The following is a 23143-nucleotide window of genomic DNA, read 5'->3' as shown; positions in this document are numbered from 1 at the left end:
AAGTGAAAGATGAGCGATATCGCGGATCGGGTGAAAAAGATCGTTGTTGAGCACCTCGGCGTTGACGCCGACAAGGTTGTGGAAGGTGCAAGCTTTATCGACGATCTGGGCGCAGACAGCCTCGACACCGTTGAGCTGGTCATGGCATTCGAAGAAGAATTCGGCGTCGAAATCCCGGACACTGCAGCAGAAACGATCCTGACCGTTGGCGATGCTGTCAAGTTCCTGGAGACGAACAAGTAAGGGTTTCCCTTCTTGAAATGTGAATGATGATCGGGCCGGCGGGGAATGCCCCGCTTGGCCCTTCAAACGTAAGTGCAGGTGTATGAGGCGAGTTGTCGTAACTGGGTTGGGCATGGTGACGCCGCTGGGCGGAAACGTCGATGCCACTTGGAAAAAGATCCTTGAGGGAAAAAGCGGGGCCAACAAGGTCACGAATTTCAAGGTTGACGATTTGGCCTGCCAGATCGCCTGCCAGATTCCGCTCGATCCGTCGGAGGAGGGCGCGTTCAATCCCGATGATTGGATGGATGTCAAAGAGCAGCGTAAGGTCGACGACTTTATTGTCTACGCCATGGCAGCAGCCGATCAGGCGATGGCCGATTCCGGTTTCAAGGCGGAAACCTACGAACAGCAGGCGCGTTCCGGCGTCCTGATCGGTTCCGGTATCGGAGGGCTTCAGGGCATTGAGCAAGGCGCCTATCTGCTTGCCGAAAAGGGGCCGCGCCGCGTCAGCCCGTTCTTTATTCCGGGACGCCTGATCAACCTGGCCGGCGGATATGTTTCCATCCGCCACAGCTTGAAGGGACCGAACCACGCGGTCGTGACCGCATGCTCCACGGGAGCCCATGCGATCGGAGACGCCGCGCGGCTGATCGGTTTCGGCGATGCTGACGTGATGGTTGCTGGTGGTGCGGAGTCACCGGTTTGCCGTCTTGCGATCGCAGGGTTTGCTGCGTGCCGCGCACTTTCGACCGGGTTCAACGACGATCCCGAACGAGGGTCCCGTCCTTACGATGTTGACCGGGATGGTTTCGTCATGGGCGAAGGCGCCGGTGTAGTGGTCCTGGAAGAGTATGAGCATGCGGTGCGCCGCGGTGCGAAGATCTATGCGGAAGTGATCGGGTACGGCCTGTCTGGCGATGCTTATCACATCACTGCGCCGTCTTCGGATGGCGACGGCGCGTATCGCTGCATGGAAGCTGCCTTGAAACGTGCGAACATTTCGCCTGCAGAGATCGATTACGTCAACGCGCACGGGACATCCACGCCGCTCGGCGACGAGATTGAACTTGGTGCCGTCAGCAGGCTGGCCGGTGAACATGCCGCCAATCTGACGATGTCTTCCACCAAGTCTTCAATTGGCCACTTGTTGGGTGCCGCAGGCGCTGTTGAGGCGATTTTCACGGTTTTGGCGATCAAGGACGGCATGGCGCCACCTACGATCAACCTCGACAACCCGTCAGTGGAAACCGAGATCGATCTGGTGCCGCACACGCCGAAAAAGGTGGACATCAACGTCGCCTTGTCGAACTCGTTCGGCTTCGGTGGCACGAATGCATCGTTGGTCTTCCGTAAAGTTGCCGCATAACCCTTTCAAGTTCACTCAGGCCGGGGACCGATTCTTGACATCCGGCGTGAGAAACTGATTGTGAAAACTGGTCCGCTTGAGCCCAAGTCACGGATCTGGGCTCAATTTTGGAGGTGTGACCCGATATGCGCATAAAGCCGAAAAGTCCGCGAGAAGCTCTGCAACCCGAGCCGGCTCCAGCACCGCCTCAACGCTCGCGGCATGTGCGCAACCCTCTGGTCATACTCAGCAATCTGATCATCACGCTCGCTGTTTTCGGTCTGGCGGCGGTCGGCGGAGCGCTTTACCTCGGCAAAACAAAATTCGAAGAGCCTGGCCCGCTTACCGACGACGCCACTGTTGTGATCTCCTCCGGGTCGGGTTTGTCAGGCATTACGGACCGCCTTGCCGGCAAGGGTGTCATCAATGACAGCATGTTCGACGAGTGGGTCTTCAATCTCGGTATCAGGTTCTACAAGAACGCGACCAAATTGAAGGCGGGCGAATACGCTTTTGCCCCCGGCGTGTCGATGCATGAGATCATGACGGACCTCGTTGAAGGCAATGCCGTTACCCATTCCGTGACCATACCCGAAGGATGGACAACGGCGCAAATTATCGAACGCGTCCGGCAGCACCCGACCCTGGTCGGCGAAATCACCGATGTTCCGGCCGAAGGCGATCTGTTGCCCGAGACCTATACGTTTGCCCGCGGAACCACCCGGCAGGAAGTTCTGGAACAGATGCGGGAAGCGCAAGAAAAGCTGCTGGCCGAGATCTGGGAACGGCGCACTGACGAACTTCCCGTGAATTCCCCGGAAGAGCTGGTAATCCTGGCATCCATCGTGGAAAAGGAGACCGCGCTTGCCGATGAGCGTCCGCGTGTCGCCGGCGTGTTCGTCAACCGGTTGAACAAGAGCATGAGGCTTCAGTCTGACCCGACCATTCTTTATGGGCTATATGGCGGCGAAGCCTGGCTGAAGGACCGGTCTGCAATCAAGCAGTCTGAAATCAACGCCAAGAACGAATACAACACCTATCAGATCGACGGTTTGCCGCCGGGGCCGATCGGCAATCCCGGCCGCGCAGCTATGGAAGCCGTTGCCAATCCGTCGCGTACTCAGGATCTGTTCTTCGTGGCGGACGGGACCGGTGGGCATGTTTTTGCCGAAACCTACGAGCAGCACCAGGCAAATGTTCGCAAATGGCGTGAAATCGAACGCGAGCGCCGTGCGGAACAACAGCAGGAAACGCAGCCCGCGTCATCTAACTGACCTAGACTGCGGATCCTGACTTGTCGGGGCAGGGCGGCGGGGCGCCGCCAATTACTTCCGGAGGGGCACATGGCACTTGCCAGCATGACAGGATTTGCGCGGTCACTGGGGGAATCGGACCCGGTGCGCTGGACCTGGGAACTCAGATCCGTCAACGGCAAGTCGCTTGATCTGCGCATTCGTATCCCGGCGGGCCTGGAAACGCTGGAGCCGCAGATCAGGGAACGCTGCAGCAAGGTATTGAGACGCGGCAATGTCTCCATTGGCCTGGCAATGCAGAGAGATCAGTCGGAGCAGCAGCTCCAGGTAAATGAATCAGCCCTGGAAGCGGTGCTGTCGACCATTGAGTTGCTTAAAAACAGGGTCCCCGATCTGGCACCTCCCTCGCTCGATGGCATTCTGGCGCAAAAGGGCGTCTTTGAGCTCAAAGAGCCGGAAGACGACGAAGAAGCGCAGGCGGCCTTGCACAGGACCTTGCTGACTACGCTCGATGCCGCCCTGATTGATCTTGTCGACATGCGGCACACGGAAGGTCATGCAATCAGCACCGTTGTCCGCTCCCAGATCGACCGGATCGCGGAGTTGACGCAGGCTGCTGAAGATCTTCCTGCTCGTAAGCCTGAGGCCATCAAGGCACGGCTCAAAAAGCAGGTTTCGGATCTGATGGATGCGTCCGACGGTCAACTTGACCCGCAACGGCTGCACCAGGAAGCGGTGTTTCTCGCAACCAAGGCAGACATCCGGGAAGAACTCGACCGGCTGCACGCGCATGTCACCGCCGTCCGGGAACTGATGGACACCGGTGGTGCCATCGGCAGGCGGCTGGACTTTCTCGCCCAGGAATTCAACCGCGAAGCCAACACATTGTGTTCCAAGTCCAATGATGTGCAATTGACTGCAATTGGACTGGATCTGAAGGCGGTTATCGATCAAATGCGAGAGCAGATACAGAATCTGGAGTAGCCCCATGACCGACGCACCCGCCGCAACCACCGTCAGTGCGGACCAGGCCGAGCAGCAACGCCGCGGCCTGATGCTGGTTCTGTCGTCGCCCTCCGGTGCCGGAAAATCCACCATTGCCCGGCTTCTCTTGGACAAGGAAGACAATCTCGAACTCTCGATTTCGGTGACCACCCGTCCGCGCCGATCCAGCGAAGTTGATGGCGTGCACTACCATTTCCTGGATCCCAAGCGGTTCGAGCAGATGCGCGAGCATGACGAGTTGCTGGAATGGGCGGAGGTTCACGGGAACTATTATGCAACGCCAAGGGGCCCGGTCGAAAACGCCATCGAAAACGGCCGCGACATTCTGTTCGACATAGATATTCAGGGCACCTTCCAGCTCTATGACAAGATGCGTTCAGACGTGGTGTCCGTGTTCATCCTGCCGCCGTCGATTGCCGAAATGAAGTCTCGCCTGTTCCGGCGCGCCGAAGATGCCGACGAAATCATCGCCAAGCGCATGAAGACCGCTGTCGGGGAAATGCGGCACTGGTCGGAATACGACTATGTTGTCGTCAATGACGATCTGGAACGGGCCTATGAAAACGTGCGCGCCATCCTGAAAGCCGAACGGCTCAAGCAGTTCCGCTCGCCGAAGATCGGACCGCTCATCCAGGGAATGGTTGACGATCTGCAGACCGAGCTGGATGAAAAGGGCTGAATGGTCGGCGTTTTCAGTTGAGGCTCTTGAAGGTGCGTTAGCGGGCGACCCGCTGAGACGTCTCGTGGTATCTGCGATGATAGAGATCCACGATGCGTTTCTTGATTTCGTGCAGTTTATCGTGGTGTCGAAGCCTTTCGTGAAAACTGAGCCACGATGCGCTCTGACCGATAGGTTCGGCTGACAGGCGGGTCAGGTCTTCATACTCTCCGATCCAGTCAGGCAGGATGCCCATGGCCGTGCCTGACCTGATGAGCTCGCACAAGGCAACTGAATTATTCACTGCGTAGCGGCAGGCACGTTCATCCAGCAACCCGGCAAGCAATTTGGAAGACTTAAGGCGTGCCCTTGTGCCGCAATAGCCTGCCCAGGTCTGGTCCTGCCAGGTCGCCGGGTCGGTCGCATCCTCGTGGGCGTTTAAATAGGCTTTGGCGGCGTAGACGTGAAAGTGACGTTCGCCAAGCTTTTGCGAAATCAGGTGGTCATGGCTGGGCGGCCTGTTTCCGATTGCAATGTCTGCAGAATGTCTTGAAAGATCCCAGAATGAATCGTCTGCATAAAACTCCAGGCGAACATCGCCCAGTCCCGCGACGATTTCCGCAGCGTGCCGCGACAGAAAGTAGAGCCCCCATTCACCGGTCGTGATCCGGCAGACCTGATCGGGGGCACCGGATTTCTCAAGGTCGACTGCTCTGCTGAAATCTGCAGCGCCGCTCGCCATCGTCTTGGCGACCTCCAGCAGGCGCCGCCCGCTGTCAGTCAGAAAAAGACCGGTTTGCCGCCTGTCAAACAGCTTCAGATTGAGCTCATCCTCCAGCCGGGAGATGTGCCGCCCAAGCGTTGGCTGCGATACCGATAATTGCGCGGCCGCACCGCTCAGGCTCTGATGTTCGGCGACCACCAGAAAAACGCGGACAGAATCCCAGTTCAGTTGATTGCTATTCATTTTTGAATGATAGCATGTCTAATAATTCAATTACATTCTGCGTTGCAGCTGGCACTTTCTCAAGCAAGAAGGAGGTGCCCGGGATGCGCGTTGGTTGGATTAAGCTTCTGTTTTTAATGAAAAAACACAGCACGGTGAAGCGCCCTGCATTGCCGCGCAACAGGCAGGAGTGGCCGACCTGGTTGGTTCGGGATTTGGCATCGCCGGACACGGAAAGCGGGTCCACGCATTTTTACGCCGGGAAGGAAACGGAGGGCAGTGACGTTTCTCCGGCGGCCAAACCGAAGGCGCTTTCTGGCGGTGTGCGCCACGGAACGCACCCTGTTCTTGTTTCTTTGCAAGACCGTAAGAGCCGGCGTTAACGCCCAAACAGTTGTCCAGAACTAGGGGCGCGTTTGAAGCTCTGAAATCACCGCGCGCTGGAAAGCAAGGAACAGCAGAATAGCGAAAATTCCGTCGAACAGGGCGAGCCAGATGAAACCGCCTCCTAGGCACAAGAAGACCACTGCCATGAAAGCTCGTCCGATCACGCCCACAACGCAGGGAAGTCTTTGCGTAAGCGGGTCGATGAGACCGGGTAGCTGAAAGGCGCTTGCCATCAGAACCATAGCGGCCCACACCCGCGCCCACTGGCCGGCTGCGTCACTCTCCAACCCCAGAACTGACAGGAAGAACCATGGGTAGATCAGAACCCAGAGCGCGATGAGGCTTTGCAGGGCGAGATTGATGCCCAAAAGTCGGACGTAGCCGTCACGCTTCTTGCGTGCATCTGCCTCGCTCCAGCCGAGGGAAAGTGTGTCAGTCATGGTGCCGGTCCTCCGGTCAAAAGGTTTTCAAGTATAACAAAAGACTGTCCCGCTCCGCGGGCGTCAGGTCCGTGCCGTAGTCGTGGCCATAGTTCCCGTTGCCGATCAGCGACGTGTCGAAACAGAACCCGTTGTTTGATGCGTCATTTGATGTCGAAGTTTCGCACTCCGGTGCCTGGAAACCGCCGCGTTCCGCGTCGAGCACATCGCTGCTCCTGAGAAACGTTCGGGGTCTTTCACCGGGCGGAAGCAGCAAATCATAAAGCGTCGGCACGGACCCATTGTGGAGGTAAGGTGCGCGCAGCCAAAGCCCGTCGAGCGGCATGTTGGCATAGCCGTCGGTTTTCCTGAAATGCCTGAACTGGTGCGGCGTTCCGGCAAAGAGTTGATCAAGTTGCTGCGCGCGAAAGGCTTCCGTATAGGAGTCGAGGCGGCCCCGATCCGTCGCGACCTTGTCGATCGGCTCAACTTCTCCCAGAACCGCGCCTTCAAAGACGTATGTTCCATTATTAACGAAGCCGTGACAGGCGGCGCAGGCCTGCATGTAAACCGCTTTGCCGGCTTCAATGGCCTCTGCATGGTCGGCCTGGTCCTCTGAATGCGGCAAGGGAGGCTGTTTGGGCGGTTCCAGATCCTTAAGCCAGTCTGCGACCCTTCCGATAGCCTTGTGATCCACGGTCTCCGGTGTCACGCCAGCGCCAATCGCCGCAGACAGGTTGCGTTCCGAAAGCGACGCATTGTTGCCGTCCCAATGAAGGTTCATGCCTTCCTTGGGGCCTTGCAGAAAAATCGAGGGAAAATCCGATGCTCCTATCAGCTCTTCTTCTGTGAGCTCCTCCATCGGAACATTCATCTGTATCACCTTGTAGGGATTGAATGTATCGACGCGCCCTGGGCCCCAGTCCGGTTGATGCTCCTGGAGCGGCTTTAGCCGCGATGCACGCACGATCAGCTCCTCGCGCACTCTGGGCAGCACCAGGAGGCGCCAGTAGAGTTTCTCCAAGGCCCCGAGCCGCGCGCCGCTTTCCTCAATCGCGGCAAAAACAGTGTCGCTGGACAGTTTTTCCGATGCAGCCGTCGAAACGACGAAGGCGATGAATTCGTCCAGTTTCAGATTGTTTGACGGCATTCCCGGAACGATGACGGCCGGTTCTTCGGCACCGGTGCGATAGGTTCCGACATGGCACGTAGCACAATTGAACCACACCAGATCAACGCCCCTGTACCGGCGTTCTGAGATACCGATCGGCAACGGCTTCGGTGCGCCGTTTTCGTCTTCGTAAAGAAAGCCGAACGCTGAATAGTCCTTCTTGCCGCCGAACTCCTCTTCAAAGAGATAGGGAAGCGCGTCCCAAAGCTTGCGCGGCAGCCCGCTTGCCGGCTCCGTTCCGATCGAACCGTATTTGAAGTGATCTACTGGACTTGAATAGTGGGGGGTTGTCTCGCGGAAGAAACCGGCCAGTGTGAACAGCAAGGTTATCAGGACAATGAGGAACGCCAGGAACAACACCAGAAAAACGATGAAGACAGGCCGGGACACTTTCCGGCGCCGTGCCAGTTCTCGTTCGACTGCTGTCGGAAAATAGGGATCAGCCATTTTGACACTGCCTTTCCTCGGAACCCATACGCATTCAACGGTCCGAATAAACGGACATGAGTTCGGCAACCATTTCCTCGTGGTTGGCAAAACGCGATTCTTCGTAGCAGCCCATCGGGTTTTTCGGTGCATTCAACAGGCATTTGTTGCAATAGGTGCAAGGCCGTTCCGGTAACTCGCGTCCTCCTTGCCATTGCTTGACCAGATCGTTGTTGGCAACCAGCGAGCGGGCGATCGCGACCGCGTCGAAGTGGCCGTTTTCCAGTCCGGTCCTTATTGTGGATGCAGTCTGGTATCCGCCGGTGCTGATCACCGGAATGGAGACTGCCTTCTTTATGGCGGCCGCTTCCGGTGTGCTGACACCTTCCACCGGAAGGCCGCGTTTCATCCGGAACCACAGCCATTTGAAGATCGGACGCAGCATCGGGTAGCGGAACAGCAGGAAATTCCTGAAGCCGTGAACCCCAGAAGAGATCATCGCGTCGTAGGTGACGGCCAGAAGTTCGAGGGGAAGATCGCCTGGGGGATTGAGCGGATGCGGGAACAGGGACCCTGTCGAGACGTGAATGGCGTCTGCGCCGAGTGCCTCGCACCACTTGGCAACCTTGATCGTGTCGGCGAGGTCGTTGCCTTTTCCTTCCCATGGCAGGACGTTGTTGCGGTCGATCGCGCTTAGTTTGACCTGCAGATGAAAGTCCGGTCCAACGGTGGCGCGAATGGCCGAGATCACCTCAAGCAGAAAACGGGCCCGGTTCCGCAACGATCCACCGTAGTGGTCCCTGCGGTCATTGATGCCTGAACTCAAAAACTGGGTGAACAGGTAACCGTTTGCAGCGTGAAGCTCGACACCGTCCAGTCCTGCCTCGCGCGCACGCCTGGCGCCTTGCGCAAACGCCTCGACCAGCCAGCCGATTTCACCCGAGCTCATCGCGCGGCACAAAAAGCCGTGCAGCGACTCAGCTTTGCTGGTGGAACTCAGGGTCGGACGGATCTGATTGTGGATGCCGGGCAGGTCCATTTGCCGTCCGGAATGGCTGAGCTGAAGGATGTACTTCGCCCTGTGTTTATGCACCGCTTTGCCGAGTTTTTCCCAAAGCGGAATGAACTCATCGGTGTGGATGGTGGCATAACCTGCAATGATCCGGCCTTCGATGAGGACCGGAACGTAAGAGGAGATGATGGCGCCGACGCCACCTTTGGCGAACTTGGTCTCCCAGTTGATCCGGGTCTGGGTCAGGGAGCCGTCATCGTTGTCAAAGCGACCGGATATGTTCGAACGCAGAACCCGGTTCTTTATTCTCAGGTTCTTGCCCAGTTTGAGAGGTGAAAAAAGGATGTCTCCGCTCATTGCGACGCCTCCTTTCCTGTTCCTGCGGGCTTTGTCGCGGCAGACCACACGCTCATCAAAAGGGCAGGGACAAGCTGGTGTGCAGGGCAGATACTCCAGGCATCGGTCAGGAAGGCTGTCCGGCTGCTCGGGTTCGCCTCCTGAGCGGCGCGTGTGTTCATCAGAACGAGCGATCCGGGTGAAAGGACGCCGGCAAGGGACGGGCCGGGCTTGTGCGCCTGTCGCGCAACGGTTTCCGGCGCGACCAGAACCCTGACGACAGCTTCTTCAGGTGAAATGCGGGAAGCAGCCGATTGGTGACTGAGCAAGTCGGCCATCCGCTCGAAGCTTGCGACAAGATTGTGTACCGCAATACCAATGGCATGGATCGCTGCGAAATCGCCCGAACTGACCTTTTTCAGTTTCTGTTTCGCGTGGCGTACTTCTCCGGTCATCGACCACCAGATTGACAGCAGCGGGTTCCGGTTTTTCAAGGCGCGATCGAGTGTTTGAGATGCATACAGGGTGTGCTTTGTGCCCTCAAATGCGGGGTCGAACAGTTTGCCCACAAGCGACAGCGTCGCGAGCGCGATTTCCCTGCTGTCATCGGCACGGATGGCGGCAACAATCCGGTCGAAACTCTCTTCGTCCCACCCTTTCTTTCCGGCCATCGCCGTGAACGCGTCTTCGAGTTCAGACTGCCTTTGTTGGCGCTCGCGGTCATCGCGCTCGACGATACTCGGCAAAGGAATGCCCATGATGGTCATGCCGGATCGAATGCGCCGCGCAATCATCCTGTTGACCAATGGTCCTCTTGTCTGAAAACCGCGATCGAGAGACGGATCAGCAGCAAGGGACCGAACGTCAGCTGATTTGTCGGCAAGAATGAGATCGATCAGTAGTGGAAGCCTTATGCGTCTCATGGCGGCGGCCTCAGGTCTTGCTGATCTTCCAGGGGAAAAACGGATTTCGCGCATCCGCCATGGCAGAGGTCAATTCAGGCAGATGCCTCTCTACCACGCTTCTGAAACCGTTCTCCTTGACCCATGCAAGGCCGACTTCCGTGTAAACCTCCGGCCGGAAGTCGTCGGTGAAGAACCGGTCGCTCTTCAGGCGCCGCGACGCCATCAGAATGAAAATCCGGAATGCGGTGTCTGAAAAACCAAAACGGTAGGGCTGTCCTCGTTCCGACTGGGATTCGGCCAGGGTGCCAACGAGTAGGTCGACCTTTTCGACATCGTCGTCGTAAACTTCCGCCAGCTGCTTCTGCCATTCCTTGTTGTCAGTGATGTCGGCAAAGGTTTTCGGTTCTTTCATTCCGGTCAGTCGTCGAAATTCTGCAAAACGTGGCACGCCGCGTTCGCGATCCCGCAAGATGTCTACGGCGGCGAGGTCGATGACCCGGTCCACCGGAATGCGTTTTTGAAGTGTTCTCAAACCATTGGGGTAGTTGTGCAGGGTGAGGGCACCCGGATTGGATGTCGCGAGCGAATAAAACACATCCTGGAAGGAGGCCTTGTCGTAAATTCCTCTGGCCGCTCCCATGGAGACACCGTGAAGGTCTGTCTCGTGAAGCGTGGAATTGTCGTCGAGCTTGCGAAAGCTGAAATCGTCGGGCAGCAGCGAATGCAGCCGATAGACAGCGGTGAATTCCTCCGTGATCGTGAATGGCGCCCCATGATGATCCGTGGGAGAGCCCATAATCCCGTGAACGACTTCACTTTCGGAGATGCGGTCGAAAATCTTCGCGTAGCGCTCGCCGGTCAGGCCCCAATAATTGCCGCGCATCAGCATGCGGCCCTTGTCGGAATCCATGAGTGCCGGCGTCCACTCGACCGTATGGATTTTCGCAAGAAGTGCAGAGTTGACGAGCCGGGCTTTCTGGAAAAGCCACTCGCCGGACTCCTTGGGATGATCAATTGTCAGCCGGTCGACAATCGCGTTGTGCTCGCGCGCGAACAGCGTGTGAAGGGCGGAGAGGCCGATCCACCAGTTTCCATTGACGCCCGCAAGTTCGAGGCCAGGCTGCTTCTCCTGGCTCTTCGGGTCAAGCGGGAGATGCCCGTTTTCATCCAGCCAAAGTTTTCCGTTTTGCAGAAAATCACCGGTGTCCGGGTCTGTTCGCAGCCGATCGCAAACGTCTTTGCTGGACCCATAGATCTGCGAGGCGTCCCACCAGTGCGTTTCAACGTTGCGATAGGTCGCCGGGCGGCCTTCGTCGCCCGGACCGGTGTCAGGATCTGGTTTGGTCGCCGGTATCTGCATCGGACCGTGCGCCCAGTCATCGTCGTCGGGAACCGGGATGTTGAGCAAATTGTTCTTGTCGTTGGCCCCGTGGCTCAACCAGTCGTGGACCATGAATTGGATCCAGGCAGCCGCGAACACGTTCAGATGCGGCACAGGTTGGAAGGATTGACGCGCAAGCAGCTTGTTTGAGATGAGGCGCGGGCTCGGATCGTAAAGTTCCGGGTCCTTCTCGCCGTAGGTTGATTTCAAGGGAACATTGCGACCGAAACGAGCGCCTTTGGCTCCCATCCAGGGGTCCGCCATGTCGTTGAACGTGCCGTCGTAGGTCCGCCATCCGGTGATGTCGAACTCATCCGGTTTCGACATGGACGGCTTTGCGGTTTCCGTGTCCGTCAGATTGTTTCGTCGCAGATTGACACGGTGGCCAAGGACAAGGATCACTGCCGGCAGAAACGGCCAACGATGCCAGACCCGTATGTCTTCGGTAAATTTCGCCAGGGCTGCAAGAACCCTGTCAAGCATGGAAGGGCTATAATCGGACATATTGCTCTCTCCCTAAATTGCTTTTTATTTTGTTTTTGTTATCTGCAATGACTCAAATAAGTAAAAAATAGAAAATTTGACGTTAGATATGAATAAATTTTGATTATTTACAGGTATATCTGAGGGGTGGGTACGTCAAATTCGCGTCTCTTGGTATCAAAACTTAAAAGTTACGTTGTGTCAATCCTCGATTGCTATTACAACCTTGGTTCAATTTTTAAGAGTATTTGAAGTGAAGGTTTGCGCCGATTGACAAACGGCGGCTTGCGGAGCGAACGAGTGAAACGTGCCGAAGCCGCTTTGTTACGGGAGACGGCATGCGCCCGCTAGGTCGGCTTACTCGGAACCGGCCCTGTCGGTCCGCTCACCTTCGAAAGCCTTGGCAAGAGCGACAAATCCGGCGATATCGATTTCTTCCGCACGTGCTGTTGGCTTAAGCCCAGCCTGCATGATCAGTTCTTCGGCGTTCGGTGAAAGAGATTTGAGACTTGCGCGCAGCATTTTGCGGCGTTGCCCGAAGGCAGCGGCAGTGACCGTTTCGAGCGCGGTCAGTTCGCAGGGCAGGGGCGTCTCGTTTGGCGTCAGATGAACAACGGCGGAGGTGACCTTGGGGGGCGGTGTGAAGGCCTTAGGGCTGATGTCGAACAGAATTCCCCCCTTGCAACGCCAGCCGGCAAGCACCCCGAGGCGTCCATAGGCCTTTGTGCCGGGTTGTGCAGCGATCCTTTCTCCAACCTCTTTCTGAAACATAAGTGTCAGGGAGGACCAGAAGGGCGGCCACGTCGGTGTCGTGATCCAGTTCACTAAAAGCTGCGTGCCAACGTTGTAAGGAAGGTTCGCCGCGATCCTAATCTTTCCGCCACCGATGAGTGAGACCGGGTCCAGCGTCAGCGCGTCCCCTTCGATAACCTCCAGGCGGCCTGGATAACGGTCAGAGATCTCTACGAGCGCAGGCAGGCAGCGGCTGTCCTTTTCGATGGCGACAACTTTTTTGGCACCTGCAGCGAGCAGGGCGCGAGTCAGGCCGCCCGGGCCCGGGCCGATCTCCAACACAGTGCAATCCGCCAGGTCGCCGGCGGAGCGTGCAATGCGCGACGTCAGATTGAGATCGAGAAGAAAATTCTGGCCCAACGATTTTTTGGCCTGAAGGCCATGCGTGGCGATGACATCGCGAAGGGGAGGCAGGTCGTCGATCTGTGCCATCGCTTGAGCCGTTAGACCTGATCAGGATTGGCCAGAGCGTGCGCCATGCGCAGGGAGGCCGCAAAACTGTCAATCCGCACCATTCCCGTTCCGGCCAGACTGTAGGCAGTCCCGTGGTCCGGTGACGTCCTGACAAAGGGAAGACCGAGGGTCACGTTGACGCTATCGTCAAAACCTATCGTTTTGGCAGGCACCAGGACCTGGTCATGATACATGCCCAGGACGCAATCGTAGGTCTCACGCGCTGCCGGATGGAACAGGGTGTCTGCCGGATGCGGTCCGGACGCGGCAATACCCATATCCTTGAGCGTTTCTATTGCCGGCGTGATGATGTCCCTGTCCTCTGTCCCCATCGTGCCGCTTTCGCCGGCATGTGGGTTCAGTCCGCAAAGTGCAAGTCTCGGATTGGAAAATCCAAATCTCTCACGGAGATCCTGTACAACAATTTTCCCCGTTTCGACAATGAGAGCTTCCGTTAAAGCAGCCGGTACATTCTTCAGGGCAATGTGAACCGTTACAGGGACCACCATCAACTCAGGTCCGGCAATCATCATTACCGGTTCTGCGGATTGCCCTGGCCAGTGCTTTGCAGCGAGTGCTCCCAGAAACTCGGTGTGCCCGGGAAAGTTAAATCCGGTCTTGTAGAGCGCAGCCTTGTTGATCGGACTTGTCACCAGGGCCGCGGCATGACCGGATTTCACATCTTCGATGCAGGTTTCAATCGAGGCGACGACCGACGGCGCCGTCTCCTCTTGTTCTTCTCCTGGGCGATCTGAAAGAGGCTCACCCGTCTGAACGACCGGAAGTCCTTTTTGAAAACAGGTAACGGCGTTTTTCGGTGTGCAAGGAACGACATGCGGTGTCATGCCGATCTTTTTTGCACGCTCCACGAACAGCTGTTGGTCTCCGCGCACATAAAACGGCGGCAACCCGAGCTTTTTGCGATTTGCCCAGGAGAGCAAGGCCAGATCCGGTCCGATGCCGGCAGGTTCGCCCATGCTGACCGCAAGGGGCTTTTTGTTTCGACGCATGTGAGGTTAGCGATAAATGATTGTCGCCCGGCGGCGGACTTCCAGAAGATACCTGCGCGACTGGTTCTTTTGCGCTTCGACCTGCAGCTCGCTCTCCAATTGGGTACGAACGGCGATATCGGAGGCGATTTCCCGCTTACCGCAAATCGCGATCATTTCGTAACCCACCGGGGTGGTGGAGGGTTTGGTCAGTTTACCCGGTTCGAGCGCGTTGATTTCGTCCCGCATGCTTTCCGGCAGCTCGGTCTCAAGCCGACGGCCGATGGTCTGGACGACGACTTCGCTATACTTGCCCAAGACGCTGCCGGATTCGTCGCAGCCGTTGAAGGCGGAGCGGATCTGATTGCTTTCCTGCTTGCGCTTGGATTTGAAACCGCCGGAGGAGTTTTTCGGTACGACGACAATGACGCGTTTGAGGTCGTACTCAATCGACTTTCGCCGATCCGCCTCATCCTTTTTCTGCAGCGCGGCGATAATGTCCGACTCGTCAACCTCGATGCTTCCGCTGAAGCGTCGCTGGAGGAGGCGGTTCCAGGCCAGTTGCGCCTTGAGCCGCCGCTTCAGGGTTTCCGGCTTGACGCCGCCGCCTCTCAGGGCCTTGTTCAACTGCGCCGGCGACATTTTAACGTTGCGCGCGATGTTGTTGAACGCGTTGTCCACCTGAGTCTGGCTTATGCTGATGTTGTATCTTTCCGCCTCTGACAGTTTCGCTTGATCGTCGATAAGCTCCTGCTCTGCCTCGCGTTTGGCAGCCGCTGCGGACTTGCGCTGCGTCAACGTGATAAGCCGCGCGCGCTGCGTGATGTCGTAGTCCGTGATCGGGACATCGTTCACGATGACCTTGATCGCTGCAAATGCTGGAGTTGCGAGGGGCGTGGCCAGCGCCAGGACTAGGCCGAGTATTACCGATACGAAGCGGAGCCGCATTGCAAAACCATCCGTGCTGGCGCGTAGCCAAACCGAAGTTAGTGTTATTGTGGTCCGCATTTTTCGCATATCACGGCCACAAATTCAAAACATAAGCGGCATGTTGCCCGAATTCGTGGCGTTAAAATGTCCGGCCACAATCAACGACTACATAACTTCGTGAATTGCACGCTGGATCGGATGGGATGTACCGACTGAGGTCAGAACGCGAACCCGGGTCTTAGTTCAGAACGCCGCTCGAAACTTGCGTATTTGCAATTGTTCTCAGGCCAATCCGGAAATAGAGGGTCCGGTCGACTTCATTACCGTCATTGCGGCTGCGGTCCTCCGCATAGGAAACGGAGAAGGAAAACCCTTCGTCGTCATATCCCAGGCCGACACCGTCCTGCACAATGTTTGAGTTTTCAATGTCATAGCGCATGGACCCGAACACACGCCAGTTCTCCTGAAGCCTGAGACTTGCCGAGCCGAGAATCTCTTCGCGCGGAGCATCAATGCCGACATCCGGCTGTTCGCCCAAAAATGCATAGGCAAGGGAAGAAACGACAGGCCCGTAGATTGCGCTTGCCTGCGCCTGCAGCCGGTTGACCTTGAAGTCATCCTTGTCGAACCGAGCCTGAGCACCGACTTTGACGCCGTATTGCGTGTCGAGATAGAAACTGCCGACATAATCGGAAAGATCGGCCGCAAGCCCGGAATCTTCGGTTGCTCCGAGGATATCGGGCACGGCATAGGAGTTTTCACCCGCAAGGTGATAGGAGCGTCCGAACAGGCCACTGAGATAATAGCCGCTGTTGAGCTGCATCTTGTAATTCAGGCCGACATTGAGGCGTGTTCCGCCCTCAGCCCGGTCGAAACCGGAAAACTTGTCGTAGTCGAACAATGTGGTCGTATCGAACACAATGCTTTGCGCATCGTCGTTCGGCAGTTCCCCGATCCGTTGTTCGTCAGGCCGTGCGACGACCTGCGCAATCGGTTCAAAAACCTGGTTGCCGCCGTTGAACGTTGCGATAATCGGATACCGGTACTCCAGGCCAACGGCAGGCATTGCACGTCCGACGAAACTTTCACCTGCAAGCGCGGTCACATCAGCGTCGGGCGAGGCCAGGAAAAAGAGATCGCCACGCATATAGGCAAAGGGCGTGAAGGTCTGACCCAGCGGATCGATGAATGTCCGCCGCCAGTCCCCTTGCAAAGACAAACGCGAGAAGGTTCCGTCGACACCACGGAATTTCGGGGTCGTTCCGCCATCAACGGAAAAGGCGTCGGTTTCATCGCGTGTCAACGAAGTAAAGTTCGCGGCAAGCGAAAGCTCGCCAGCCAGGATCGGATCGGAAAAGACATAATCGTAGTCGATCACAGGCAGAACGAGCGGCTGCTTGTCCTGAAGCGAGCTGCCGACCGGGGAGAACCCGATCGCGTCGAATTCGCTGTCCTGGTAGTCTTCCTGGGAAATCTGAAACGCATAGGCGCGGACCGACAGAAGGTTTCGGTCATTTCGGCCTTCGAAAAAGATCTCCGACGGATTGCCGCCGCCAAACGACGCCATGGAGTAGTCGTTGAAAAACTGCCGGTCGCTCTTGTAGGTGATGTTCCACCCTAACGTCCAGTCCTGGCTGATCGCAAATGAGGCAGTGGAATTCACCGCACCGCGCCAGCGCTCATCGGCTCTTCGTGTGGTGAACTGGCTCGGTTGTGCCTGAAAAATGCCTGCGGCGGAAAAACTGACTTGACCAGCCTGGAACCGGTGGCGGTATTGCACGTCGGTAAACAGGCCCTGCTTTGTGAGCGGCGTGAGTGTCGTGGTCAGATCATAATGAGGGCTGAGCGCCCAGTAATAGGGTATCGTGACGCCATATCCGAGCTTGTCGTTTATGATGCCGCTCGGAACGAGGAAACCGGACTTTCGCTTGATGGTCGGATCCGGCATCGACAGATAAGGCAGGTAAGCAATCGGCTTTCCGTAGACCTCGAACGCCGCATTCTCGAACCGGATGATCTTTTCCTGCTGATTGTGAATGATCTTTTCGGCCCGCACACGCCAAAGGGGCGGTTTGTTCGGCGGATTGGTCGGCTTTGTGTAAACCGTGTAGACACCATTCTCGATCGTCGTGACGTTCTCGCCTTCGCGACGGGCGGTTTCCGCAAGAAAACGGGTTCGCTTGGTTGTGTCGATCTGAAGGGCTCTGGCGAACCCGTCCGCGAAATCTTCCGACAGGGTCATTTCGGATGTGCGGATCACATTACCGGTTGACTCGATGAAGATGACGTTTCCGCGTGCGGTCAACTGGCCGCTTTTGCGATCGAAAACAATCTGGTGCGCCTGGACCGTGTTGCCGTCATAGAAGACTTGGACATCCCCGGTTGCGACAATAACGTCGGCATCGAAATCATAAGTGATTTCACTGGATTCCAGCAGCATTTCTTCGTCTGGGCTGACCTGGCCGGCAAGGCTACTCGTCAAATCCTGCGCGCTTGCATCTGGAACGGCGGAATAGAGGAGCGTCGTGGCGATGGCGAACACACTTGCCGCCGCCAGCAGACTGCCCTTTTGAGCCCACATCTCTGTCTTCAGGAAAACCGGCAAAGACATCGGCCTTATCCGTCCTCCTGATGCAAGAGAATTGTCAAACCCATAAGTACTCCAAATATTCCAGGGGCCCACGCAGCCACCAAGGGAGGGACGATACCCGCGCCCCCGAAGTCCTTGGCCAGCTCGGTGAGAACGTAAAGCACGAACCCGGACAGGATTCCACCCAGAATCATGCTCCCCAATCCACCAAATCTCGATACTTTAAGGGAAACTGCCGCCGCAATCAAAATCATAGCGACCAAAAGAAGCGGTCGTGCAAGCAGGGTCTGGTACTGCAAATTGTACCGATAGGCAGGCAACCCCGCATTTCTCGCCAACTCGATAAAGCGGGGGAGGTTCCAGAAAGAGATCGATTCTGGCGACCCGATGCTCTCGCGCACTTCGGTTGCCGTCAGGAAAGTACTGATCTGATAGAGGCCATAGGGCTGTGGATCTTGCTCGGTCGTGTAGACAATTGCGTCATCCAGATACCAGATCTCATCCCCCAGACGCGCCTGGTCCGCTTCAATGCGCTCGCGAAATGTCCCGTCCTTGTCGAATGTGAATACGGTCACGCCAAGAAGCCGCGTGCCGCCATCCAACAACTGCTTTGCAAGAAGGACGGATTCCCCATCGAGACCGTCCTGCCGCACCCAGACATCGTTGGAACTTTGCAGCAGAAACGTCTGGTCGGAGCCGAACAGACCTGTAGCGACTTCATCAGACTTTTGCTGAAACCAGACGGCAGCGGGGTTGTAGACGGTGATCGACAGGACGCCCAACAGGACCCCGACGACAATTGCCGGCGTGGAAAACTGCCAGACGGAGATACCGGACGCGCGCGTAACAACAAGTTCGAGCGCGCGGCTAAGGGTGACAAATGCCGCGATGGCGCCGAAAAGGACCGTAAACGGAATAACCTGCTCGAGCAGCAGCGGCACGCGCAGAAGGGAAATAAGGGACACGCGCAGGACAGAAAAGCCTTCGCGATCACCGCCTCTTCGGATCAGTTCGAGGACGTCGAACAGAAACAGGAGCACGGCAGCAAACAGGAAAAGACCCAGTATGGCCTTTAAAAACCGGTTCGAAAAATAGACTGCCAGGGTCCGGCCGAGGATCATGATGCTCCTCCGGTCTGGCGGTTGTTGAGGCGGTTGCTCAACGCTTCAATCCGGTCCTGAACCGCAAGATGCAAGTCGTTCAGCCATTTGGGCGGCTCGTTCTGTTCCTTGAAAATTGAAACAAGAGCCAGGGCGGAGCCGGCGATCGGCACGACATAAAGCAGGCCAAGCAGAGCCGTTGAGCTGCCGGAGATGGCGGTTACGCTGAAACCGGCCGTTCGCAAAATGACGCAACAACCGATTGCGCCGACAACAGCGGCACCGCGTCCCTGGCGTGTTGTTCGGGCTTTTCCCAGAAAGGCAAAAACGATGAGGCCGAAGGCGACCGCATAAAGTGGCTGACTGAACCGTTCGTGCAGTTCCTTGGCGAGCTTGTCCGGGTGCTTCAGTGCATAGGCGTCGTTGCGGCCGGGTGAAAACAGATTGGCCGTTGTCCGTTCACTTGCCTTGAAAACCGGTTCGCCTGCCTCCGGGATCAGGTTGGACAGATCGAATGCGTAGGACTGGAAGCGGACTATGGATATGTCGCCTTCCTGTTTCGGGCGCCGCTGGATCGTTCCGTTTTGCATGACCAGCAGTGTGCGATCCGCCGCTTCGACGATCTGGCCGGTATCCGCCTGGTAGGTGAAAGCCGTTTCCGGGTCTCTGGTGTCGTGCAACAGCAATCCATCCAGGGTGCCATTGCCCGAACGGTTTCGAATGTGAAAGGTCAGTCCGCTTTCGACGTTTATGAACTTGCCGGGCTTGACGATATTGGCAACGAGGTCGGCCCTGACGCGCGTTATTTCGGTCCGAAGCTGTGCCAGCCCCGTGGGCGCGACGTAAAGAGACAGGAAGGCGATCATCCCCATCACGGCGACGGAGAAGAGTATAACGGGTTTGAGTACGAGAAATCTCGAGCCGCCGCTGGCGTCGATAACAATGAGTTCGCTGTCGCCGGACAGCGCATTCAGCACCAGGATCAGCGCAATCATCATAGCGAACGGCGCGACGATCATGATCAGGAACGGAAGCGCAAGCATGGTGATGCCGACGAACTGAACGATCGTCTGTCCCTTCGAGGTGACAAGGTCAAGCTGGCGGAGCGCCTGCGTTGCCCAAACCACTCCTGTCATCGCCGCAATCGTGAGGGTGAATGCATAAAGTGTCCGGCGAATTATGTAGCGTTCAAGCGTCTTCATGTGCGGCCGGACCGGTTCCTCTGCAAACAGTGATAATTCCGCCCAGCACCGAATAACACGTAATGTGGTGAATGGCGCATAAATAAGCATGGTTAATATACATTAATTTTGTCGGCTCTTGCCGAAAAGATGTTGAAACCCCATGATTTGCTGACAATACCGCAGCTCTTCAAACGCACTGCCGAGACCGGCCGCAAAGCGATCTTTCCCGGCAAGATTTCTCTACAAGGACCCCGAATGACCAAACTTGCAAAAATCGCCTTTTCCAAACTGGACGCTCCTAAAGGGGGCGTCGTCGTCCTTTTGGCGGCGGACGACCTGAGTCTCGGCAAAATTTCGGGCGATGTCGTGTCGGGCCTTGAAGGAGGATTGGCGCGTGCTGCCGGAATTGCCGGGTTTTCCGGAAAGAAGAAATCCAGCCTCGATCTCGTCGCCCCCGCAGGTCTTGCACTGGACCGGCTGATTGTTTTCGGTATCGGCAAGGCTGCGGATATTGCAGCGGGGGACTGGCGTTCGTTCGGCGGCGCCGTGTTCGCCGCACTTCAGAAAGCCAAAGCTCAGGATGCCACTGTTCTGCTTGAAGCACCGGATGGGGTAGAGTTTTCATCCGAAGCTGTCGCGGAATTCGCCATGGGCGCGAAGTTACGCGCCTATTCCTTCGACACCTACAAATCCAAGAAAAAGGACGACAGCGAAAACGGCAAGGACCTGAAACTGTCTCTCAAGGTCGAAGACCTGAAAGCAGCGAAAAAATCCTGGAGCGCTTCGGAAGGGATTGCCGATGGTGTGATGCTTGCGCGCGATCTGGTCAACGAGCCGGCAAATGTTCTGGGTCCGGTTGAATTTGCCAAAAAAGCTGCCGAGCTCGAAGCTCTCGGTGTCGAGGTAGAGATCCTGGGCGAAAAGGAAATGAAAAAGCTCAAGATGGCGGCTTTGCTTGGGGTTGCCCAGGGTTCCGTGCGCCCTCCGCGTCTTGCGGTCATGCGCTGGAACGGCGGCAAAAAGGCGGATGCTCCCGTCGCGTTTGTCGGCAAGGGCGTTGTGTTTGATACCGGCGGGATCTCCATCAAACCGGCTGGCGGTATGGAAGACATGAAGGGAGACATGGGCGGAGCGGCAGCGGTGGTCGGTGTGATGCATGCCATTGCCGCCCGCAAGGCCAAGGCCAATGTCGTGGGTGTTATCGGACTGGTGGAAAACATGCCGGACGGCAATGCCCAGCGTCCGGGTGACATCGTTACTGCCATGTCCGGTACGACGATTGAAATCCTCAATACGGACGCGGAAGGGCGGCTGGTGCTGGCCGATGCGCTTTGGTACACGCAGCAGAAGTACAAGCCGGCCATCATGATCGATCTTGCGACTCTGACCGGTGCCGTTCTTGTGGCTCTCGGCAATCTGAATGCCGGTCTTTTCGCCAACAATGACGAGCTCGCCGAAAAACTGATTGCTTCGGGAAAGGCGAGCGGCGAACCGGTCTGGCGCCTGCCGCTATCAAAGGACTACGACAAGATCATCGACACGCCGAATGCGGACGTTAAGAACACGGGTGGACGTTGGGCTGGTTCCATTACAGCAGCCCAGTTCCTGCAGCGTTTTGCCAACGATGTTCCCTGGGCACATCTCGATATCGCGGGCACTGCCTTCGGTGCGCCAAAGGACGACATTTGCCAAAGCTGGGCATCCGGATACGGCGTGAGGCTGCTCAATCAGCTTGTCGCCGATCATTACGAAAGCTGATCGGACAACAAAAAACCCGCCGTTTCGGCGGGTTTTTTTAAATTCTTTCCGGTCTGCTCAGCACGTTTTGTAGGTCTGGCAGGCAGTTGCCGGTTCAACCAGCATTCCCATTCCTAATGTGGCGCCTGCAACGACGGCCACCAATGCACAAAACAAAACAACACGTGCAATCATTCACTAAATCCCCTTTTGCACCGGTTCGGAAACACCGTGCACCGGCCGCCAAATATGATCCTTGGATCGTCCCCAGGATCAGACCCTAGTCAATCGACATTTGCGAAGGGTTAATGATACGAGTCTTGTGACCTGTCTATGCCGTCTTTGCCGCGAAATGGAATTGAATGAATGACTGTTGCAGGCACGCATCACATTTTGACAACTGCAGGGCAGGACTTTGCACGGTCTACCTATCAGAAGCTGAGAGGGGCTCCGGACAAACATGAGCGTTGAAGTGGTTTTCTACCATTTGCTGCACAAGCCGCTTGAGATGGCACTGCCGCAGCTGCTGCAAAAGTGCCTTGAACGCGACTGGAAAGTTGTTGTGCAGACGGGAAGCGAAGAACGTTGCAACGCGCTTGACGCCCATTTGTGGACATTTGCCGACGACAGCTTTTTGCCGCACGGAACCAAAACCGATGGTTATGCGGAGCATCAGCCGATTTATCTAACCGCCGAGCAGGACAATCCGAACGAGGCCGACGTGCGCTTTCTGGTCGATCGGGCCGCACCGCCGCCACTTAATGCGTACAAGCGGGCGATCTATATGTTCGACGGCAATGACGAAACTGCCGTCACCGAAGCCCGGCAGCGCTGGAAAGAAGCAAAAGCGGAGGGGTTTGAAATTGCCTATTGGCAACAGACACCTCAAGGTGGCTGGGAGAAAAAGGCATAGCTCCGGGGAAGCTGCATATGGCGAAGCTCAAGTTGTCGTCGGCCGAAATGGTCGCCCGCGCACGGGAACGGATCGAAGAGGTCGAGACCGGGGAGGCGATACGGCTGCACAATGATCCCGGTATCGTTGTCATCGACATCCGGGATATTCGCGAACGCCAGAAACTTGGCTTCATTCCAGGTAGCGTTCATTGCCCGCGCGGCATGATCGAATTCTGGGTTGATCCTGAAAGCCCTTATTTCAAGGAAATTTTTTCTGAGGACAGGAAGTTCATTTTCCACTGCGCGTCCGGCTGGCGCTCGGCCCTGACGGTTTCAACACTCATGGACATGGGATTTGAAGCCGCCCACCTGAAAGACGGCTTCACCGACTGGGTGAAACAGGGTGGCCCGGTGGAGAAGGTCGAAAGAGGTTAGGGTCCATACCCTAGGTGTGAAATCTAAGAAGGTTGTTCACTCACATTGAAGATCTGAGACTGGTTGGTGACCAAACACAATCAGTTT

At 56.7% G+C, this 23143-nt stretch carries 21 protein-coding genes; 8 read left to right on the top strand and 13 right to left on the bottom strand.

Annotated features, from left to right (window positions below; all coding sequences use genetic code 11):
- Positions 1–9 precede the first annotated feature (9 nt).
- The 5 genes from RBB47_RS06890 (at position 10) to gmk (ending at position 4507) form a co-directional block, all read left to right on the top strand.
- Positions 10–243, top strand: coding sequence for an acyl carrier protein (locus tag RBB47_RS06890; protein ID WP_305985031.1), 234 nt, complete (start codon positions 10–12; stop codon positions 241–243).
- Positions 244–325: 82 nt separating this feature from the next.
- Entirely contained in the window at positions 326–1591 is a 1266-nt protein-coding gene (fabF, locus tag RBB47_RS06885; RefSeq protein ID WP_305985030.1) for a beta-ketoacyl-ACP synthase II, read from the top strand.
- A gap of 125 nt (positions 1592–1716) precedes the next feature.
- A complete protein-coding gene (gene mltG / locus RBB47_RS06880; protein WP_305985029.1) occupies positions 1717–2844 on the top strand; it encodes an endolytic transglycosylase MltG in 1128 nt (375 codons plus the stop codon).
- A gap of 69 nt (positions 2845–2913) precedes the next feature.
- Complete coding sequence (locus tag RBB47_RS06875; RefSeq protein WP_305985028.1) at positions 2914–3807, top strand: YicC/YloC family endoribonuclease; 894 nt, start codon at positions 2914–2916, stop codon at positions 3805–3807.
- A 4-nt stretch (positions 3808–3811) separates the two neighbouring features.
- Positions 3812–4507 carry a guanylate kinase gene (gene gmk, locus RBB47_RS06870; protein ID WP_305985027.1) on the top strand — a complete coding sequence of 232 codons (696 nt, stop codon included), beginning with the start codon at positions 3812–3814 and terminating at the stop codon, positions 4505–4507.
- Positions 4508–4544: 37 nt separating this feature from the next.
- Here the strand turns inward: gmk and RBB47_RS06865 are convergent, their stop codons facing one another.
- The 13 genes from RBB47_RS06865 to lptF all read right to left on the bottom strand — a co-directional run bounded on the left by RBB47_RS06865 (position 4545) and on the right by lptF (position 20008).
- The gene (locus tag RBB47_RS06865; protein WP_305985026.1) at positions 4545–5453 is read right to left on the bottom strand and encodes a LysR family transcriptional regulator; all 909 of its coding nucleotides are present in this window, start codon (positions 5451–5453) and stop codon (positions 4545–4547) included.
- Positions 5446–5664, bottom strand: a complete 219-nt coding sequence (locus RBB47_RS06860) for a hypothetical protein (RefSeq protein WP_305985025.1) — start codon at positions 5662–5664, stop codon at positions 5446–5448. The genes RBB47_RS06865 and RBB47_RS06860 overlap by 8 nt, the downstream gene beginning before the upstream one ends.
- Before the next feature lie 172 nt (positions 5665–5836).
- A complete protein-coding gene (locus tag RBB47_RS06855; RefSeq protein WP_305985024.1) occupies positions 5837–6259 on the bottom strand; it encodes a hypothetical protein in 423 nt (140 codons plus the stop codon).
- A 16-nt stretch (positions 6260–6275) separates the two neighbouring features.
- A complete protein-coding gene (locus RBB47_RS06850) occupies positions 6276–7856 on the bottom strand; it encodes a cytochrome c (RefSeq protein ID WP_305985023.1) in 1581 nt (526 codons plus the stop codon).
- A 34-nt stretch (positions 7857–7890) separates the two neighbouring features.
- Positions 7891–9204, bottom strand: a complete 1314-nt coding sequence (locus RBB47_RS06845) for an NADH:flavin oxidoreductase (protein WP_305985022.1) — start codon at positions 9202–9204, stop codon at positions 7891–7893.
- On the bottom strand, positions 9201–10106 hold the full coding sequence (locus tag RBB47_RS06840; RefSeq protein ID WP_305985021.1) for a hypothetical protein: 906 nt from the start codon (positions 10104–10106) through the stop codon (positions 9201–9203). The genes RBB47_RS06845 and RBB47_RS06840 overlap by 4 nt, the downstream gene beginning before the upstream one ends.
- A gap of 10 nt (positions 10107–10116) precedes the next feature.
- Positions 10117–11973, bottom strand: a complete 1857-nt coding sequence (locus RBB47_RS06835) for a peroxidase family protein (protein ID WP_305985020.1) — start codon at positions 11971–11973, stop codon at positions 10117–10119.
- A gap of 336 nt (positions 11974–12309) precedes the next feature.
- On the bottom strand, positions 12310–13176 hold the full coding sequence (gene rsmA / locus RBB47_RS06830; protein ID WP_305985019.1) for a 16S rRNA (adenine(1518)-N(6)/adenine(1519)-N(6))-dimethyltransferase RsmA: 867 nt from the start codon (positions 13174–13176) through the stop codon (positions 12310–12312).
- Positions 13177–13187: 11 nt separating this feature from the next.
- Positions 13188–14174 carry a 4-hydroxythreonine-4-phosphate dehydrogenase PdxA gene (pdxA, locus tag RBB47_RS06825; RefSeq protein WP_371932752.1) on the bottom strand — a complete coding sequence of 329 codons (987 nt, stop codon included), beginning with the start codon at positions 14172–14174 and terminating at the stop codon, positions 13188–13190.
- 39 nt (positions 14175–14213) lie between these two features.
- Positions 14214–15194, bottom strand: coding sequence for a peptidylprolyl isomerase (locus RBB47_RS06820; RefSeq protein ID WP_305985017.1), 981 nt, complete (start codon positions 15192–15194; stop codon positions 14214–14216).
- 160 nt (positions 15195–15354) lie between these two features.
- Positions 15355–17727 (bottom strand): LPS-assembly protein LptD, encoded by a 2373-nt coding sequence (locus tag RBB47_RS06815; protein ID WP_305985016.1) that lies wholly within the window; start codon positions 17725–17727, stop codon positions 15355–15357.
- 5 nt (positions 17728–17732) lie between these two features.
- On the bottom strand, positions 17733–18827 hold the full coding sequence (gene lptG, locus RBB47_RS06810) for an LPS export ABC transporter permease LptG (RefSeq protein WP_305985015.1): 1095 nt from the start codon (positions 18825–18827) through the stop codon (positions 17733–17735).
- Positions 18824–20008, bottom strand: a complete 1185-nt coding sequence (gene lptF, locus RBB47_RS06805; protein ID WP_305985014.1) for an LPS export ABC transporter permease LptF — start codon at positions 20006–20008, stop codon at positions 18824–18826. Before lptF ends, lptG begins: the two co-directional genes overlap by 4 nt.
- Positions 20009–20245: 237 nt before the next feature.
- Here lptF and RBB47_RS06800 point away from each other — a divergent pair, with 237 nt between their 5' ends.
- The 3 genes from RBB47_RS06800 to RBB47_RS06790 all read left to right on the top strand — a co-directional run bounded on the left by RBB47_RS06800 (position 20246) and on the right by RBB47_RS06790 (position 23056).
- Positions 20246–21748 carry a leucyl aminopeptidase gene (locus tag RBB47_RS06800; protein ID WP_305985013.1) on the top strand — a complete coding sequence of 501 codons (1503 nt, stop codon included), beginning with the start codon at positions 20246–20248 and terminating at the stop codon, positions 21746–21748.
- Between the two features lie 439 nt (positions 21749–22187).
- Positions 22188–22640: a DNA polymerase III subunit chi gene (locus tag RBB47_RS06795; protein ID WP_305985012.1), complete on the top strand. Its 453-nt coding sequence runs from the start codon at positions 22188–22190 to the stop codon at positions 22638–22640.
- A gap of 17 nt (positions 22641–22657) precedes the next feature.
- Complete coding sequence (locus tag RBB47_RS06790; RefSeq protein ID WP_305985011.1) at positions 22658–23056, top strand: rhodanese-like domain-containing protein; 399 nt, start codon at positions 22658–22660, stop codon at positions 23054–23056.
- Positions 23057–23143: the final 87 nt, after the last annotated feature.

Source organism: Roseibium sp. MMSF_3544, from assembly GCF_030732845.1.
In the GTDB taxonomy this organism is placed as follows: Bacteria; Pseudomonadota; Alphaproteobacteria; order Rhizobiales; family Stappiaceae; genus Roseibium.
Note: the sequence above shows the minus strand (reverse complement) of the source record. Positions and strands in the feature narration are given on the sequence as shown.

Bases quoted from the DNA above. Each gene is read 5' to 3' on its own strand.
- RBB47_RS06890 (WP_305985031.1), top strand. From the start codon at position 10: ATGAGCGATATCGCGGATCGGGTGAAAAAGATCGTTGTTGAGCACCTC.
- fabF (WP_305985030.1), top strand. From the start codon at position 326: ATGAGGCGAGTTGTCGTAACTGGGTTGGGCATGGTGACGCCGCTGGGC.
- mltG (WP_305985029.1), top strand. From the start codon at position 1,717: ATGCGCATAAAGCCGAAAAGTCCGCGAGAAGCTCTGCAACCCGAGCCG.
- RBB47_RS06875 (WP_305985028.1), top strand. From the start codon at position 2,914: ATGGCACTTGCCAGCATGACAGGATTTGCGCGGTCACTGGGGGAATCG.
- gmk (WP_305985027.1), top strand. From the start codon at position 3,812: ATGACCGACGCACCCGCCGCAACCACCGTCAGTGCGGACCAGGCCGAG.
- RBB47_RS06865 (WP_305985026.1), bottom strand. From the start codon at position 5,453: ATGAATAGCAATCAACTGAACTGGGATTCTGTCCGCGTTTTTCTGGTG.
- RBB47_RS06855 (WP_305985024.1), bottom strand. From the start codon at position 6,259: ATGACTGACACACTTTCCCTCGGCTGGAGCGAGGCAGATGCACGCAAG.
- RBB47_RS06850 (WP_305985023.1), bottom strand. From the start codon at position 7,856: ATGGCTGATCCCTATTTTCCGACAGCAGTCGAACGAGAACTGGCACGG.
- RBB47_RS06845 (WP_305985022.1), bottom strand. From the start codon at position 9,204: ATGAGCGGAGACATCCTTTTTTCACCTCTCAAACTGGGCAAGAACCTG.
- RBB47_RS06840 (WP_305985021.1), bottom strand. From the start codon at position 10,106: ATGAGACGCATAAGGCTTCCACTACTGATCGATCTCATTCTTGCCGAC.
- RBB47_RS06835 (WP_305985020.1), bottom strand. From the start codon at position 11,973: ATGTCCGATTATAGCCCTTCCATGCTTGACAGGGTTCTTGCAGCCCTG.
- rsmA (WP_305985019.1), bottom strand. From the start codon at position 13,176: ATGGCACAGATCGACGACCTGCCTCCCCTTCGCGATGTCATCGCCACG.
- pdxA (WP_371932752.1), bottom strand. From the start codon at position 14,174: ATGGGCGAACCTGCCGGCATCGGACCGGATCTGGCCTTGCTCTCCTGG.
- RBB47_RS06820 (WP_305985017.1), bottom strand. From the start codon at position 15,194: ATGCGGACCACAATAACACTAACTTCGGTTTGGCTACGCGCCAGCACG.
- RBB47_RS06815 (WP_305985016.1), bottom strand. From the start codon at position 17,727: ATGTCTTTGCCGGTTTTCCTGAAGACAGAGATGTGGGCTCAAAAGGGC.
- lptG (WP_305985015.1), bottom strand. From the start codon at position 18,827: ATGATCCTCGGCCGGACCCTGGCAGTCTATTTTTCGAACCGGTTTTTA.
- lptF (WP_305985014.1), bottom strand. From the start codon at position 20,008: ATGAAGACGCTTGAACGCTACATAATTCGCCGGACACTTTATGCATTC.
- RBB47_RS06800 (WP_305985013.1), top strand. From the start codon at position 20,246: ATGACCAAACTTGCAAAAATCGCCTTTTCCAAACTGGACGCTCCTAAA.
- RBB47_RS06795 (WP_305985012.1), top strand. From the start codon at position 22,188: ATGAGCGTTGAAGTGGTTTTCTACCATTTGCTGCACAAGCCGCTTGAG.
- RBB47_RS06790 (WP_305985011.1), top strand. From the start codon at position 22,658: ATGGCGAAGCTCAAGTTGTCGTCGGCCGAAATGGTCGCCCGCGCACGG.